The sequence below is a fragment of the Kribbella sp. NBC_01484 genome, assembly GCF_036227145.1.
Classification (GTDB): Bacteria; Actinomycetota; Actinomycetes; order Propionibacteriales; family Kribbellaceae; genus Kribbella.
This window is the reverse complement of record NZ_CP109437.1, coordinates 5858891-5874994: the sequence shown is the minus strand read 5'-3', so window position 1 is coordinate 5874994 and position 16104 is coordinate 5858891. Positions and strand designations below refer to the sequence as shown.

General features: G+C 68.9%; 13 protein-coding genes. 4 read left to right on the top strand and 9 right to left on the bottom strand.

Annotation, left to right across the window (positions count from 1 at the left end):
• Positions 1-24 precede the first annotated feature (24 nt).
• From OG555_RS28740 to OG555_RS28730, 3 genes are all read left to right on the top strand, one after another.
• Positions 25-2244: a LamG-like jellyroll fold domain-containing protein gene (locus OG555_RS28740; protein WP_329475668.1), complete on the top strand. Its 2220-nt coding sequence runs from the start codon at positions 25-27 to the stop codon at positions 2242-2244.
• Positions 2245-2387: 143 nt separating this feature from the next.
• Positions 2388-3914, top strand: coding sequence for a fibronectin type III domain-containing protein (locus tag OG555_RS28735; protein WP_329475667.1), 1527 nt, complete (start codon positions 2388-2390; stop codon positions 3912-3914).
• Between the two features lie 105 nt (positions 3915-4019).
• Positions 4020-5519: a fibronectin type III domain-containing protein gene (locus OG555_RS28730; protein WP_329475666.1), complete on the top strand. Its 1500-nt coding sequence runs from the start codon at positions 4020-4022 to the stop codon at positions 5517-5519.
• A 72-nt stretch (positions 5520-5591) separates the two neighbouring features.
• On the opposite strand, the gene OG555_RS28725 is transcribed toward OG555_RS28730, so the two are convergent.
• From OG555_RS28725 to OG555_RS28705, 5 genes are read right to left on the bottom strand one after another with little or no spacing between them, the layout of a single operon-like run.
• Positions 5592-6857 (bottom strand): hypothetical protein, encoded by a 1266-nt coding sequence (locus OG555_RS28725; RefSeq protein WP_329475665.1) that lies wholly within the window; start codon positions 6855-6857, stop codon positions 5592-5594.
• Between the two features lie 9 nt (positions 6858-6866).
• Entirely contained in the window at positions 6867-7643 is a 777-nt protein-coding gene (locus OG555_RS28720; protein ID WP_329475664.1) for a WecB/TagA/CpsF family glycosyltransferase, read from the bottom strand.
• A gap of 3 nt (positions 7644-7646) precedes the next feature.
• Positions 7647-8630, bottom strand: coding sequence for a GDP-mannose 4,6-dehydratase (gmd, locus tag OG555_RS28715; protein WP_329475663.1), 984 nt, complete (start codon positions 8628-8630; stop codon positions 7647-7649).
• Complete coding sequence (locus OG555_RS28710) at positions 8627-9556, bottom strand: GDP-L-fucose synthase family protein (RefSeq protein ID WP_329475662.1); 930 nt, start codon at positions 9554-9556, stop codon at positions 8627-8629. Before OG555_RS28710 ends, gmd begins: the two co-directional genes overlap by 4 nt.
• A complete protein-coding gene (locus tag OG555_RS28705) occupies positions 9556-11046 on the bottom strand; it encodes a sugar transferase (RefSeq protein ID WP_329475661.1) in 1491 nt (496 codons plus the stop codon). The genes OG555_RS28710 and OG555_RS28705 overlap by 1 nt, the downstream gene beginning before the upstream one ends.
• Positions 11047-11374: 328 nt before the next feature.
• Here OG555_RS28705 and OG555_RS28700 point away from each other — a divergent pair, with 328 nt between their 5' ends.
• The gene (locus tag OG555_RS28700; protein WP_329475660.1) at positions 11375-11953 is read left to right on the top strand and encodes a phosphatase PAP2 family protein; all 579 of its coding nucleotides are present in this window, start codon (positions 11375-11377) and stop codon (positions 11951-11953) included.
• A 2-nt stretch (positions 11954-11955) separates the two neighbouring features.
• Here the strand turns inward: OG555_RS28700 and OG555_RS28695 are convergent, their stop codons facing one another.
• From OG555_RS28695 to OG555_RS28680, 4 genes are all read right to left on the bottom strand, one after another.
• Positions 11956-12855 carry a phytanoyl-CoA dioxygenase family protein gene (locus tag OG555_RS28695; RefSeq protein WP_329475659.1) on the bottom strand — a complete coding sequence of 300 codons (900 nt, stop codon included), beginning with the start codon at positions 12853-12855 and terminating at the stop codon, positions 11956-11958.
• Between the two features lie 125 nt (positions 12856-12980).
• A complete protein-coding gene (locus tag OG555_RS28690; RefSeq protein WP_329475658.1) occupies positions 12981-14297 on the bottom strand; it encodes a glutamate-1-semialdehyde 2,1-aminomutase in 1317 nt (438 codons plus the stop codon).
• On the bottom strand, positions 14294-14842 hold the full coding sequence (locus OG555_RS28685) for a dTDP-4-dehydrorhamnose 3,5-epimerase family protein (protein WP_329475657.1): 549 nt from the start codon (positions 14840-14842) through the stop codon (positions 14294-14296). Before OG555_RS28685 ends, OG555_RS28690 begins: the two co-directional genes overlap by 4 nt.
• A 2-nt stretch (positions 14843-14844) precedes the next feature.
• Entirely contained in the window at positions 14845-16104 is a 1260-nt protein-coding gene (locus tag OG555_RS28680) for a polysaccharide pyruvyl transferase family protein (protein WP_329475656.1), read from the bottom strand.

Sequence of the window (16104 nt, the reverse complement as noted above, 5' to 3'; positions counted from 1 at the left end):
GTGTCCGAGGGGGGACATCGCAGGATGAAGAAGAGATGGACGTTCGCGCGTCTGGGGGTCGTGGGCGCTCTGATCGCCGGGGCACTGGTCTTCGTGCTCGCGCCGCCGGCGCAGAGCACCGAGGCCTCGCTCGCGGCGACCGCCGGTCCGAGCTGGCAGACCAACGGCAGCGTGCAGGGCATCGCGGTCGCGGCCGGGAAGGCGTACGCCGGCGGCCGGTTCACCAGCGTCCGCCCGCCGGGTGCGGCGGCCGGGACCGGCGAGGTCGGCCAGGCGTACCTGGCCGCCTTCGACGCCTCCACGGGGGCGCTGGTCAGCTCGTTCAACCCGGTCCTGAACGGTCAGGTCTACGCGGTGGCCGCCACCGCGGACGGCTCGCGGATCTTCGTCGGCGGTGACTTCACCACCGTGAACGGCCAGACCCGGAACCGGATCGCCGCCTTCGATACCGCCACCGGCGCTCTGGTCGCGAACTGGAAGCCCTCGGTGTCCTTCCGGGTGAAGTCGATCGCCGTCTCCGGTACGACGGTCTACTTCGGCGGCTCGTTCGGGCTGGTGAACGGCCTGGACCGGCTCCGGCTCGCGGCCGTCACCGCGGATGTCGGCACCCTGTTGCCCTGGGCACCCGCGGTGAACGGCGACGTGTACGCCGTGGATGTCGCCGACGACGCCTCCAAGGTGTACGCCGGTGGCCAGTTCAGTACCGTCAACGGCACCAACCAGAACACCGTGACCAGCCTCGACCCGGCGACCGGCGGCGTACTGCCGTTCCCGGGCGCGTCCGCCGTCCCGCCGCCGAACGGCTCCTGCACCACGCGGGTGAAGTCGATCGACGCGAGCGGCGACACCGTGTACTTCGGCAACGGCGGTGACGGCGGCGGCTGCTTCGACGGCACCTGGGCGGTCGACATCGCGACGAACACGCTGAAGTGGAAGAACCAGTGCCTGGGCGCCACCGAGGCGGTCAAGGTTGTCAACGGCTGGCTCTACAAGGGCTCGCACGCCCACGACTGCGCCAACCAGGGTGCGGGCGGCTTCCCGCAGGGCTTCGACTACCGCTTCCTGTTGAGCGAGAAGCTGACCGACGGGTCGCTCGGCCCATGGTTCCCGAACACCGACGCCGACCCGAACAGCGTCACCAACGTCGGCCCGCTGGCCTTCGCGACCGGTGGCAACGACCTGTGGGTCGGCGGCGACTTCCTGCACGTGAACGACGTGGCCCAGCAGGGCCTGACCCACTTCACGAACGCGGCCCCGGGTGCGGCTCCGGCCAAGCCGGCCAAGCTGCTTCCCTACAGCGTCCAGCCGGGCGTGGTGCAGATCAACTTCCCGACCGTGCTCGACAACGACGACAGCACGCTGACCTACCGGCTGCTCAAGGGCTTCAGCAACACCACGATCGCGACCTGGACCGCCGCCTCGAAGCCCTGGGACCGGCCCTGGCTGCACTTCACCGATTCCACCGCGGTCCCGGGTGAGGTGACGAACTACCGGGTCGAGGTGACCGACGGCAGTACGACGGTCCGCGGCAACTACTCCGACCCGATCACGGTCGCCACCACGGCGTCGACGGCGTACGACCAGATCCTCAACGCGGACGGCCCGCAGGCGTACTGGCGCCTCGGTGAAGCGGCCGGTACGACGGCCTCCGTCGACGCCTCGGGTCAGAGCAACAACGGCACCTTCACCGGCGTCACACTGGGCACTGCGGGCGCCGTCGCCGGCAACACGGCCATGACGATCAGCTCGACCTCGGGCCGGATGGTCGGCGAGAAGGCGTACAGCATGCCGCAGCAGTTCACGGTCGAGGCGTGGGTCAAGCAGAGCGGCGTCAACCGTGGCGGCCGGATCATCGGCTTCGGCAACTCGAAGACCGGGAACAGCGGCGGTGGCGGCGACCGGATGCTCTACATGCGCACCAACGGCTCGATCGTCTTCGGCGTGAACGACGGCACCCAGCGCACCCTGACCAGCATCTCGGGCACGAACGACGGGCTGTGGCATCACGTCGCCGGCACCTACGACAACGGCGCGATGAAGTTGTACGTCGACGGCGCGCTCGCCGGCAGTGCCCTGGTCGGACCGGCGTCGGTGTACTACGGCTGGTGGCGCGTCGGGTACGACAACACCAACACCTGGCCGGGTGGCGGAGCGACGCAGACCGGAATGGGAATCGACGAGGCCGCGGTCTATCCCTACGCGCTCACTCCGGCGCAAGTGCAGTCTCACTACTCGGCCCGCTGACCGGGTCCGACCGGGAGTTCTGCCACAAAGTCATAACGCGAGGAGGAGGTCCGCTTCCGGTGGACCTCCTCCAGCGCTAATGTCCGCCTCTGGTGCGTGATGAGGCACGTGCTGTTCCACCCCCGCCTGTCCGAAGGACATAAATGAAGAAGTTAGTGCTGGCCCTTGTCACCGGCGCGGCTGTACTGGCCGCGGCGCTGATCCCCTCCGGACCTCCGGTGGAGGCGGCGACTCCGGGCTTCGCCTCGGCTGTCTCGGCGATCAAGCAGACCTCGTGGCAGACGAACAACAGCGTGAACGCGATCGCGATCTCCGGGAACACCGTGTTCGCCGGTGGTCTGTTCACCCGGATCCGGCAACCAGGCAAGCCGGCCGGCCAGGGGGAGGCCGTCCGCAGCTACGTCGCCGCGTTCAACCGCACCACCGGCGCACCGACCTCGTTCGCGCCGGTCCTGAACGGCCCGGTCTACAGCATCGCCACCAGCCCGGACGGCAACTGGGTGGTGATCGGCGGTGACTTCACCACCGTCAACGGCGTCAAGCGGAGCAAGATCGCGATGTTCTCGGTCGTCACCGGCAAGATGGTGTCGGCCTGGGACCCGGTCGTCGCGGCCCGCGTCAAGGCGCTGGCGATCTACGGCAACAGCGTGTTCATCGGCGGCGCGTTCACCAAGATCGACGGCGCGGTCCGCAACCGGCTCGGCGCGGTCCGGCTGATCCAGGGCGACCTGCTGCCGTGGAACCCGAACGCCAACAGCGACGTGTACGCCATCGACGTGTCCGACAACGGCACCCGCGTCTTCGTCGGTGGTCCGTTCAGCACGATCAACGGCGCGGACCACTATTCGCTGGCGATGCTGAACAACACCACCGGTGCGGCCTTCGCTTTCCCGGCCGCGGCGGCGATCCCGAAGCCGACGGCCACCTGCACGACGCGGGTGAAGGACATCGACACCCTCGGCGACAATGTCTATGTCTCGAACGGCGGTGACGGCGGCGGCTGCTACGACGGCGTCCTGGCCGCGCAGGTCTCGACCGGCAAGCTGCTGTGGCAGAACAAGTGCCTGGGCGCGACCGAGGCGATCAAGGCGATCGGCAGCTGGCTCTACAAGGGCTCGCACGCGCATGACTGCTCGTCGTCGCCCAACGGTTTCGGCAACGGCACCGGGACGCACTATCTGCTGGTCGAGAGCGCCATCAACGGCAACCTCGGCCCCTGGTTCCCGAACACCGATGCGAACCAGAGCAGCACCACCCAGGTCGGTCCGCTGGCGATGGCCGGTACTGCCACGGACCTGTGGGTCGGTGGCGACTTCCTGCACGTGAACGGAAAGGTCCAGCAGGGCCTGACCCGGTTCACGAACGCGCCGGGTGGCGCGGCTCCCGCCGTACCGAAGGCGCCGATGCTGACAGCGACGTCGTCCGGCCGGGTGTACGTGAAGTACTCCGACGTGTACGACGTGGACAACATCACGCTGACCTACAACGTGTTCCGCGGATCGACCAACGTCGGTTCGAGCAAGTACAGCACGTACTACTGGCAGCTGCGGAAGTCCTACACCGTGACCGACCGGGGGCTGCAGCGCGGGTCGACGTACACCTACCACATCGAGGTCCACGACGGGCGCAACATCATGAAGAGCCCGTCGGTGACCGTGAAGATTCCGTAGGAGCGGTCCCGAACGAAGGGGTCTGCCTTTTCGGGCAGACCCCTTTGTCGTAGGCAACCGGGCGGGGCTGCCGGACGTCTAGGGGGTAAGGGGATGGGGGGAAACATGGGGAGAAGACTGTTTGCTGCGCTCGGCGCCGCCGGCCTCGTGCTCGGCCTGGCGCCGGCACAACCCGCGGTCAGCACCGGGGCCGGCCTGACCGCGGTCGCCGGATCGGCCTGGCAGACCGACGCCAGCGTGCTCGGCCTGGCCGTTGCCAAGGGCAAGGCGTACGTCGGTGGCCGGTTCCTGAAGGTCCGTCCGCCGGGAGCGGCGGCCGGAACCAACCAGACCAGCCGGACCTATCTGGCCGCGTTCAACCAGAGCACTGGTGCACTCGACACCGGCTTCAATCACGTGCTGAACGGGATCGTCTGGGCGATCGTCGCGTCCGCAGACGGGTCCAGGGTGTACGTCGGCGGCGACTTCACCCGCGTCGACGGCCAGGTCCGGAACCGGATCGCGGCCTTCGACACCGCGACCGGCGCACTGGTCGCGAGCATCAAGCCGAGCGTGTCGTACCGGGTGAAGGCGCTCGCGATCGGCGGGACCAGCCTGTACTTCGGCGGCTCGTTCGGGCTCGTCAACGGCGTGGCGAGGAACCGGGCGGCCGCGATCAGCACCGTCAACGGCAGTCTGCTGCCGTGGAACCCGAACGCCGACAACGACGTGTACGCGATCGACGCGGCCGACGACAACTCGAAGGTCTACCTGGGCGGGACCTTCGCGAAGGTCGGCGGGACGAGCCGGTGGGCCGTTGCGAGCGTGAACAACTCGACCGGTGCGCTGCTGCCGTTCGCCGCGGCCTCCGCCGTACCCCTGCCGACCAGTGGGTGCACGTCCCGGGTCAAGGACATCGAGACGTCCGGGAACCGGGTGTACTTCTCCAACGCCGGCGACGGCGGTGGGTGCTTCGACGGGACCTGGGCGGCGGATGTGGCCACCGGCAACTTGGTCTGGAAGAACACCTGCCTCGGAGCGACCGAGGCGCTCACCGTGGTGAACGGCTGGCTGTTCAAGGGCTCGCATGCGCACAGCTGCCCGGGAGCGTTCAGTGACGGCACGGGCGCGCACTTCCTGCTGCTGCAGAACCCGGCCAACGGATCCCTCGGGCCGTGGTTCCCGAACACGAACGCCGGGCCGCCGACCGAGGTCGGCCCGCTCGTCTCGGCGACCGGTGGCAGCGATCTCTGGGTCGGCGGCGACTTCACCAAGGTCAACGGCGTGGGCCAGCAGGGTCTGACCCGCTTCACCAACCTCGGCCCCGGCGCCGCGCCGCTCGGCCCGGTCCTGCCGACGCTGTCCAGTACAACGGCCGGCCAGGTGAAGGCCACTGTCCAGACCTCGTTGGACAACGACGACATCACCCTCACCTACCGCTTGCTGCGCGGTGCGAGCAACACGGTCGTCGCCACCACCACGGCCAACTCCACCTTCTGGAGCAGGCCGAACATCACCCTCACCGACACCACAGCCCCGTCCGGCACCTCGCAGATGTACCGCATCGAGGTCTACGACGGCCACAACGCAGTCCGCGGCGGCTACTCCACCATCACGGTTCACTAAACCCGTTACGTCCGAAGAAGTGTGGCCTCTAGCCCTCACTTCTTCGGACGTAACGCGTCAGGGGGTCGCGCGTCAGGGGGTCGCGCGGCGGTGGGCTGTGATGGCTCGGTGGGCCTGGAACCACCAGAGGAGGAGTGTGGTGAAGGAGGCGGTGGCCAGGCCCCAGGCGGCGCCCTTCGCGCCCCAGAGGAAGGCGCCTCCGACGCCGCAGGTGATCAGGATGACCGAGGAGATCAGGCGGACCCGGAGGCCGCGGGTGGCGGCGGTGAGGGCGCGGAGGATGGCGAAGGCGCCGGCGTTGGAGGCGCCCAGGGCCTGCAAGAGAATGACCGGGATGAGGACCTCGTGGGCCTGGTTCCAGACGCCCGGGCCGAGGAGCTCACGACCCACGAACGGGGGCAGCAGCAGGAAGATGGCGCCCCAGGCCAGTGCGCCGGCACCGACGCCGACGGAGATCGCCAGGCCGACCAGCCACAGGCGGCGGTAGGAGTGGCGGAGGGCACGGGCGGCTTCGGGGACGGAGATCATCCGGATCCCCTGGTTGAGGACATTCACCGGGCCGAGCAGCACCTGAGCACCGCGGATGCCGGCCGTGGCCGCCAGCCCCGCGGCCGCGGTGATGCCGAGCATGTAGACCTGGATCGTGCCGGACACCGCGAGCATCTCCCCCACGTACTTCGGGCTGAGATCCCAGTTCCGCCGTACCCACTCGCGGATCAGCTGGCGCCGCGGTGAGACGCCGGCCTGGAACCGCCCGGCTATCGCCGCGATCATCGCGCCCAATCCCCACGCGAAGGTCAGCGAGGGTGCCGACGCCGTGTCGGTGAGATAGAGGCCGCCGAAGATCGCCAGCATCGCGAGCAGCCAGATCAGGTCGTTGACCAGGGCCTTCTGCCCCTCACCCACCACGAAGAACGCCCACCGCCACGCGTCCTGCAGCAACAGCCCCGGCATGGTCACCGCGAACGCGATCAGCACCCCCTTCGACGGAACGCCGGGGAACGCCGCGATCGCCAGCGTGACGAGCATCGCCAGGAATCCGGCCAGCAGCGCAGTCGCCGTACTGGCTCGCACCGCCCGTTCCCAGTCGGGCGTCCGCGCACCGGAGTGGCGGACGGCCAGCGGCTCGGTCGAGACCGCGCGGGACACATTGAGAGCGATCGTGTAACCGCCGAAGGCCAGCGCGTAGACACCGAAGTCGGCGACCGTGCTGGACCGCGCGACCACTACTCCGACGGCGAGATTGCTCAGGCTGGACAGCGCCTGGTCGGCCAAACCCCAACTCGCGCGACCGGCCGGTCCGGCCAGCCGACGTAGCTTCGGCCGCCGGAACTTCACCGCCTCACTCTAGATGGGGCGCGGAGGGCGCCGGAGGATGCCCAGGCCGAAACGCGGGATGCCGAGGAAATACCGGCGCCAGAGGCGCTTGGGCTCCTTGTAGAGGCGGTAGCTCCACTCCAGGCCGGATCGCTGCATCCACAGTGGCGCGCGGTCGAGGCGGCCGGTGTGGAAGTCGAAGGCGGCGCCGACGCCGATCAGGATCGACGCGTTCAGCCGATCCCGGTGGTCGGCCATCCAGCGCTCCTGCTTGGGCGCACCGAGCCCGACCCACACGATGTCCGGGCGGGCCGCGTTCATCCGCGCCACCACCTCGGCGTCCTCGGTCTCGGTGAGCGGCCGGTACGGCGGGCATTCGGCGCCGACGACCTTCAACGCGGGGTGGCGCTCCTGGAAGGTGTTGCCCAGCTCCTCGGCCACGCCCTCCGCGCCGCCGTAGAAGTACTGCGTCCAGCCGCGATCGGCCGCCTCCGCCATCACCCGCTCGAGCAGATCGGGTCCGGCGACCCGGTCCATCCGCTCGAAGCCGGCCTTCTTACCAGCCCACACCAACGGCATGCCGTCCGGCACCGTCAGGCCGGCCGTGTTGTACACCTCGGTCAGCCGCTCGTCGGCGCGGGCGTGCAGCAGCGCGTTCATATCGGTCACGCAGACCAGCTGCCGCTCGTCGCCCTCGATCCAGCGCGCGAACGTCCCGATCGTGTGGTCCAGATTGGTCACGCTGACATGGATGCCGAGGACATCGACACGATCCGCGGCGGCCAGCTCCGTGTGCATATCGGTCATCCGTCAGTCCTCCGGGGTCAGCGCGGCCAGGTCGGCGTCGACCATGATCCGGACCAGCTCGGGCACGTGAACCTGGGCTTTCCAGCCAAGCTCGGTGGTGGCTTTGGACGCGTCCCCGACCAGCGAGTCCACTTCGGTGGGGCGTTCGTACCGCACGTCGTAGTCGACGTACTCCTCCCAGTCCAGCCCGGCATGGGCGAACGACAGTGCGACGAAGTCGCGGACCGAGTACGACGTACCCGTCGCGATCACGTAGTCGGCCGGATTGTCGTGCTGCAGCATCCGCCACATGGCCTCGACGTACTCCGGCGCGTAGCCCCAGTCGCGGCTGGCGTCCAGATTGCCAAGGTATAACCGGTCCTGCCGGCCGAGCTTGATCGCCGCGACCGCACGGGTGATCTTGCGGGTCACGAACGTCTCACCGCGGCGCGGGCTCTCGTGATTGAACAGGATCCCGTTGACCGCGAACATGTCGTACGCCTCGCGGTAGTTCCGGGTCATCCAGTAGCCGTACAGCTTCGCGGCGCCGTACGGCGAGCGTGGGTGGAACGGGGTCTCCTCGTTCTGCGGCGGGGGCGTCGCGCCGAACATCTCCGACGACGACGCCTGGTAGAACCGGCAGTCCAGCCCGATCATCCGGATCGCCTCGAGCAGCCGCGTCGTCCCCATCCCGGTCGTGTCACCGGTGTACTCCGGCTCGTCGAACGAGACCCGGACATGGCTCTGCGCGGCCAGGTGGTACACCTCGGACGGCTGGATCGACGCCAGCAACGTCACCAGCCGCGACCCGTCCGTCAGGTCGCCGTAGTGCAGGAACAGCCGCTTGTCCTTGGCGTGCGGATCCTCGTACAGGTGGTCGATCCGCCGCGTGTTGAACGTCGAAGCGCGCCGGATCAGGCCGTGCACCTCGTAGCCCTTGGCCAGCAGCAACTCGGCCAGATACGACCCGTCCTGCCCGGTGATCCCGGTGACGAACGCCTTCTTCATAGGGCCTGCTCCTGATACCAGGCGTACGTGGCGGCCACACCGTCGTAGAGGTCGATGGACGGCTTCCACCCCAGCGCGAGCAACCGGCTCACGTCCAGCAGCTTGCGCGGGGTGCCGTCCGGCTTCGACAGATCGTTGCTGATGGCACCGGTGTACCCGACCACGCGGGCGACCAGCCCGGCCAGCTCGCGGATCGTCACGTCCGCACCGACACCGACGTTGATCGGCTCCGGCGCGTCGTAGTGCTCGAGCAGATGCAGGCACGCATCGGCCAGGTCGTCCACATGCAGGAACTCGCGCCGCGGCGTACCACTCCCCCACAACACGACCTCAGGGGCATTGGTACGACGAGCCTCGTCGAAGCGACGGATCAGCGCGGGCAGAACGTGCGAACTGGTCGGATCGAAGTTGTCGTTCGGCCCGTACAGATTCGTCGGCATCGCCGAGATCCAGGGCAGGCCGTACTGGCGTCGCACTGCCTGGACCTGCATGATCCCGGCGATCTTCGCGATCGCGTAGGCGTCGTTCGTCGGCTCGAGCTCACCGGTCAGCAGACTCGACTCGCGGATCGGCTGCTCGGCGTACTTCGGGTAGATGCACGACGACCCGAGGAACAGCAGCCGCGGCGTGCGGACCTCGAGGGCCGCGTCCATCAGGTTGACCTGGATGCGGAGGTTGTCGCTGAGGAACTCGGTCGGGTGGTCCCGATTCGCCAGGATGCCGCCGACCCGCGCCGCGGCCTCGATCACCACCGCCGGCCGGTGCTCGGCCAGGAACGCGAAGGTGGCCGACCGATCCCGCAGGTCGAGCTCGGACGACGAAGCGCCGATCAGGTTGCTGAAGCCGGCCGCTTCCAGGCGGCGCCAGATCGCCGAGCCGACCAGGCCGCGGTGACCCGCGACATACACCGGTGCACGATGGTCCATCAGTACGCTCCCGCGCCGTAGATCACCGCACGCACGGTCTTCCAGAGGATCAGCAGGTCCAGGGTCATCGACCAGTTGTCGACGTACCGCAGGTCGAGCCGGACCGACTCGTCCCAGGACAGGTCGCTGCGGCCGCTGACCTGCCACAGGCCGGTGATCCCGGGCTTGACCAGCATCCGCCGCGAGTCGTCGGCGGCGTACAGCGCGACCTCCTCCGACAGCGGCGGGCGCGGGCCGACCAACGACATGTCGCCGCGCAGCACGTTGAACAGCTGAGGGATCTCGTCGAGCGAGAAGCGCCGGATCCACCGGCCGAGCGGCGTCATCCGCGGGTCGTCGCGCATCTTGAAGACCACGCCGTTGCCGTCGCTCAGTGCGTACAGATCACACAGCCGCTGTTCGGCGTCGGAGTACATGCTCCGGAACTTCAGCATGGTGAACTCGACACCCGCCCGGCCGACCCGCTGCTGCCGGAACAGCACCGGACCAGGGCTGGACAGACGGACGGCCAGCGCCAGGCCGATCAGCACCGGCGCCAGCAGGACGATGAATCCGAGGGCGACGACGCGATCGAAGACAGCCTTCATCAGGTGCGGGCCGCCACTCACCGACGGGCGCTCCAAGTGCAACAGGGACAGACCGGCGACCGGGCGGACCGAGATCCGCGGGCCGGCCACCTCGATGATGCCGGGCGACACGATCAGCTCGATGCCGCGCTGCTCCAGCGCCCAGGACAACCGGCGCAGCGACTGCCCTGCCAACTCCGGATCGGTGGCGACGGCGACCACCTCGACCGCGTGCCGGTCGGCGGCGGCCAGAATGTCCGGCTCGGCCAGCTCCTCCGGCTGCAGCGGCCCGTTCGCGTGGGCGTCGCCGCGCGGCCGGCACGTCGCCACCACCCGGAACCCGTCGGTCGGGCGGCTCTCGAGGTGCTCACACAGCGTCGCGGCCGGACCGCTACGCCCGACCACGAGAACCCTGTGCATGCAACGGCCTCTGACCCGGTGCCGATGCAGGTCCTTCCGCAACGCGTACCGCAGCATCAACGCGGAACCGACCATCACCGGAATCGCCAGGACGACGAAGCCGCGGGCGATCTCGGTCTTGGTCACGTACGACGCCATCGCGACAGCGGCCGTGAGACCGACACCCGAGCGCAGCAGCGACCGGAACTCGTCCGGGCCGGCGCCGAAGTACCGCGGGTCGTAGCCCTTCGACAGGGCGACCGCGGCGACCCAGGCCAGCGGCAGCACGCTGCTGACGATCAGGTAGCTGCTGCCGACGTGATAGCCGAAGCGCGTCAACAGGGCGATGGAGACACCGAGCATCGCGGCGAGCAGGTCACCGCCCACGGCGGCCCAGCGATACACGCCGACCCAGCGCGGCTCGGTCGATCGCGACGGAAGCGGGACGATCGCCGGCACCTCGTGCGGCACCACCCAGAGCGGCCGGCGGCCATCGACCGCATCCGGCGCCTCTGCTCCGCTCACCCCGGCCCCTCGTCTCACGCTGCCAACGCCCGAACACGGTGCGTGCCCGGCGCAGTCTGCAGTCTCCCTGTCAAAACTGTCAATCGGAGATCGTCACCAAAGGTGACGGCAAACCTACTTGCCACACATCCCCAGGAGTTCATCCGCCCGTCGGCGGTGCGACATGGCACAGTACTACGCGCGAGGGCCTGCCACGACGTGGACTCGAGAAACCCTTGGATAGAATTTGCGTGGGGTGGGGGGATTGAGCCAAGCCGGCGCTGATCGTACGCGCGCAGGGGTCCGACCGGCCGTGGTGCCGGCGGTCCGACGGTCGATGCTGCCGCTGATGGTCCTCGGACTGCTCCTACTCACTGTGCCCGCGGTGGCCTACGCCGGCGACACCCGACCGGGACGGCTGGATCGATGGATCCAGTCGGTCGTCGACCACACTCCGGCCGCCGCGCGAGACAGCGCTCTCGCGCTCGACTGGCTCGGTGAGCCGACCGGCCGGGCTGTCCTGGTGCTCGCCACCACAGCGGTGTGCCTGCTCGCCGGGCGCCGCGCCCTGGCCGTGACCGCGGTGGTTGCCTCAGTCCTGACCGCCGTACTGACGACCGGTCTCAAGTACGTCGTCGATCGCCGGATCCATGACGGTTTCCTGTCCTACCCCAGCGGTCACACCGCCGCGGTCGCGGCCATCGGCCTGGTGGTGGGACTGCTGCTGGCCGACCTGCTCCGCGCCGGCCCGATTCTCGGTACGGCGCTCGTCCTCGGACTCGGCGTACTCGGTGGAGCGCTGATGGCCTGGGCGCAGATCGACCTGACCGCGCACTACCCCACCGACACCGTCGGTGGGGTAGGCAGCGCGCTCGTTGTCGTCCCGGCAACAGGACTGCTGATCGACCGGCTCAGACGACAACCCTGAACTCAGGCGACGTCGTCGTCGACCTTCGGAGTGTCGAAGGCGTCGACGACCTCGGCCGGGACGTGCTCCAGGTCGCTGACCCGCAGGTAGTCGCCCATCGTCGTACCGGTGCAGTCCGAGTCGATGTTCGGTGCGGTCAGGCCCGCCACCGCATCGCCCAGGTGCACCGTCCGCAGATCGATGCTGAACCGGGTCCGCCCCGACGTGTTCGGCACGCTGGAGTGCAACTGGGCCCCGGAGAACAGGATGATGCCGCCGGGCTTGCAGATCGGCCGGATCTGCGGCGTCAGTTCGACCTCCTCCTCCGGCACCGGCTGGATCCGGGTGTCGGTGCCGATCTGGGTCGCGGCGATCTTCCGGCTCGTCGCGTTCCACTCCGCGTAGTTGTAGACCCGGGAGCTGTTCCGGACCGGGGTCTGCCAGTACCTCGGGTGGAAGGCCAGCCCGTTGTCGTCGCTGATCGCGAAGATCGGCAGCCACCAGTTGAGCTGGAAGTGCGGCGCCGAGTACCACGTGTCGCGGTGCGGATGGAACGCGAACGCGATCCCGGTGGTGAGGTAGTCGTTCGACGTCGAGCTCCGCATCCGCGGTACGTCGAAGTACGTCTGCTCCTCGTCGCAGCCGAAGTCGGCCAGCATCTCCTGGATCAGCCGCTTCGACTCCGGGTGATGGATGAACGCCGGCTTCAGCTCGGCCAGCAGCGCCGCGTAGTCCTCGACGGCCATCTCGAACTGCGCCGTCTCCGGGTCCAGCGGCGCGAAGGCCTCCCGGGCCATCGCCGCCGCGAACTCCGTCAGCGCCCGCGTGGACGGCCGCGGCGAGTAGACGAACAGGTCGCCGTCGTACAGCTTCTGCCTGCGTTCGTCGTCGCCGAACTCGGCGTCGACATAGATGGAATGCATGATGAACCCCCCTCTCGTCGAACCGGCTCCTTACCGGCTCGGACCAAGTCCCCGTACCCCAGCCGGCTACCTCGAGAGGTCATCGGCGGGCGCGCCCCCCAGCGCGTCGTGTCTCTGTACAGCGGTTACGTGTAGCGGCGGAAGACCGGTTTGACCGGGCGGCCGCCCATCCATCCCTTCGGGTCGCCGGTGTCGAGTGCCTCGCGGTAGACCGCGCACGCTCCGGCGACGACCTCCACCGTCCGGGCGATGTCCTCGTCGGTGAGGGCCGCGCTCACCACGAACGATGGGCCGATGACGCCGCCGAGGATTAGTTCCCGGAGGAAGAGCGTGCGGTACGGCTGCGACGGCGTCAAGGTCTCGTCGAGCGTCGCGAAGACCAGGTTGCTGGCCCGGCCGCGGACGAGGACGTGATCCTGGACCCCAGCCGCGGCGGCGACCTCCCGGACACCGGCGGCGAGCTTGTCACCCAGCTCGTGCAGGCGAGCCGAGATGCCTTCCTCCTCGTAGACGTTCATGGTGGCGATCGCGGCCGCGAGGGCGTGCGTCTCGGCGCCATGGGTCGTGCTGAGCAGGAACACCCGCTCATGGTTGTCCCGCAGGCCCCCGCGCTCCATCAGCTCGCGCCGACCCGCCAGCGCCGACACGGCGAACCCGTTGCCGAGTGCCTTGCCGAAGGTGGAGAGGTCCGGCGCCACGCCGTACAGGCCCTGTGCGCCGGAAGCCGAGAAACGGAAGCCGGTGATCATCTCGTCGAAGATCAGCAGCGCGCCGTGGCGGTGGGCCAGGTCGCGCAGGCCTTCGAGGTACCCGGCCGGCGGGTCGTGCTGGGTCGCCGCCTCGAGGATCAGGCAGGCGACCTGGCCCTCGTGCTGGGTCAGCAGTTCCTCGGTCGCGGCCAGATCGCCGTACGGGAAGCCGATCGTCAGCTCGCCGATCTCACCGGGGATGCCGGCCGACATCGGCGTCCGGGCGATGAACCAGTCGTCGATCGAGAAGAACGCCTGGTCGGAGCAGAGCGCGACCAGCGGCCGTCCGGTCACCGCGCGGGCCAGCTTGACCGCGGCGGTGGTGGCGTCCGAGCCGTTCTTCGTGAACTTCACCATCTCGGCCGTCGGGACCGAGGTGAGGAAGCGTTCGGCCGCCTCGAGCTCGATGATGCTCGGGCGGACGAAGTTGGAGCCGCGGTCCAGCTCGCGCCGGACCGCCTCGACCACCTTCGGGTGCGCGTGCCCGAGGCTGACCGCGCGCAGGCCGGAACCGTACTCGATGTACTCGTTGCCGTCGACATCCCAGACGTGCGCGCCGGAGCCGTGCGAGATCACCGGCGCCATGTCCTCCGGGTACTGGTCCTCGCCCTTGGCGTACGTGTGCGCGCCGCCGGGGATCAGGTCCTGCAGCCGCTTGTTCGCCGCGATCGAGTTGCCGAACGATGTGGTCATGTCAGCCTCGCAGTGGCCAGAGCGAGCGAGGGAGCCGCCTTGTCCCGGTCGGACATCAGGGTGACCGGCAGCGGCCAGGGAATGTCCAGGTCCGGATCGTCGAACGCGATCGAGACGTCCTCGGACGGGTCGTGGGCCCGGTCGATCCGGTACGACACGTCGGCCGGCTCGGTGAGCGCCTGGAACCCGTGCGCACACCCGGCCGGGACGTAGACCGTCACCTGGTTGTCGCCGGTGAGGTCGAAGACCTCACGGTTCCGGTACGTCGGTGAGCCCGGGCGCAGGTCGATCACGACATCGAACACCTCGCCGAACGAACAGCGGACGAGCTTGGCCTCGCCCGCGCCCGCGCGGATGTGCATCCCGCGGACGACGCCACGCCGCGAGCGGGAGATGCTGTCCTGGACGAAGGCGTCCGGGTCGAGCCCGGCCCCCTTCACCACATCACGGTCGAAGGTGCGCGAGAAGAACCCGCGCTCGTCCCGGTGCGGACTCGGCCGGAACACCAGCGCCCCCGCGATTCCCGGTACTTCGATGACGTCCATCGCTATTCCCCCTGTTCGATGTCCACCGCGACGCGGGGCGTCGTACCGGCCCCGAACAACGCAGCGGACAGTACGTCGTACTGCCGCTCGAGTGCCTCGGCGTACTCGGCGTTCCGTGCACGCATGGCCGGGACGACCGCGGCCGCCCGGGCCTCGAGCGCGCGGAACTGATCGATCAGCCGCGCCACGTCGAGACCTTGGATCGGCTGCCGGAACTCGGCCAGCCGCATCTGTTCCATCAGCAGGTCGCTCTTGGTCCCGTAGCTGATCGAGATGGTCGGTATCGACAGCTTCAGCGCGGACAACACGTTGTGATAGCGCGAGGCGACCACCACGTCGGTTCCGGCGAGCTGTTCCATCAGTTCACCGAGCGAATCGGCCGGCTCGCTGATCAACCGATCCGCAGCCAGGTCCGGCCGGGTCTGCCGCAGGTCGGCCTGGACCGCTTCGACCACCGACAGGTCGCTCGGGTCGCCGGTGACGAGGCGGATCCGGTAGTCCTGGTCGACGAGCCAGCGGGCGAACTCGATGATCTTCGCGGTGTACGCCGCGTAGATCTCGTCGGCCCGGGCCCGGTCGGCGTTGGTGCCGTGATAAGCCATCACTCCGAGGCCGACCGTGCGCCGCGTCTCATCAGCGGGCGCCGGCTCAGCGGGTTCGGGCAACGCGAAGGCCAGGTCCGGGTAGACCTCGTCCGCACTCGTGTCGAGACCCATCTGCCGCATCGCGTCCCGGGAGTACCCGTCCCGGTAGGAGCGGTACGACGCAAGCCGCGCGGCCCCGGTGAACAGCCACCGCAGCGACCGCTCGCGGGCCACGTTCGCACCGACGTTGACGAACGCGGTCTTCGTGCCGGCCATCCGCGCCGACAGCGTCATCAGGAACAGCGCGTACGGCCAGCCCCACGGCCGCAGCTCCAGCGTCGTCTCGAACACTCCCATGCCAGGCACGATCACCACGTCGTACTGGCGGAGCAGCCGCGGCATCCGGACCAGGTCGGCCACCTTGCCGAACGCCTTGCGCGCAACGGAGTCGAGCCTGGAGCGGCCAGGGCCGTGTTGCTGGTACCACGTGATGGCGACCGACGGAATGCCGTACTGCTGCTCGAACACCTCGGGTCCGGCGCACACGCAACTGATCTCCGCCTCCGGATGCCGGGCCCGGACGAAGGCCAGCATCGCGTCGAGCGAGCCGTGGTTGCCGATGTTGCCGGATCCCAGCAGGCCGAAGAAGGCGACCCGCGGCCTGCCTGCGTCGTTCAT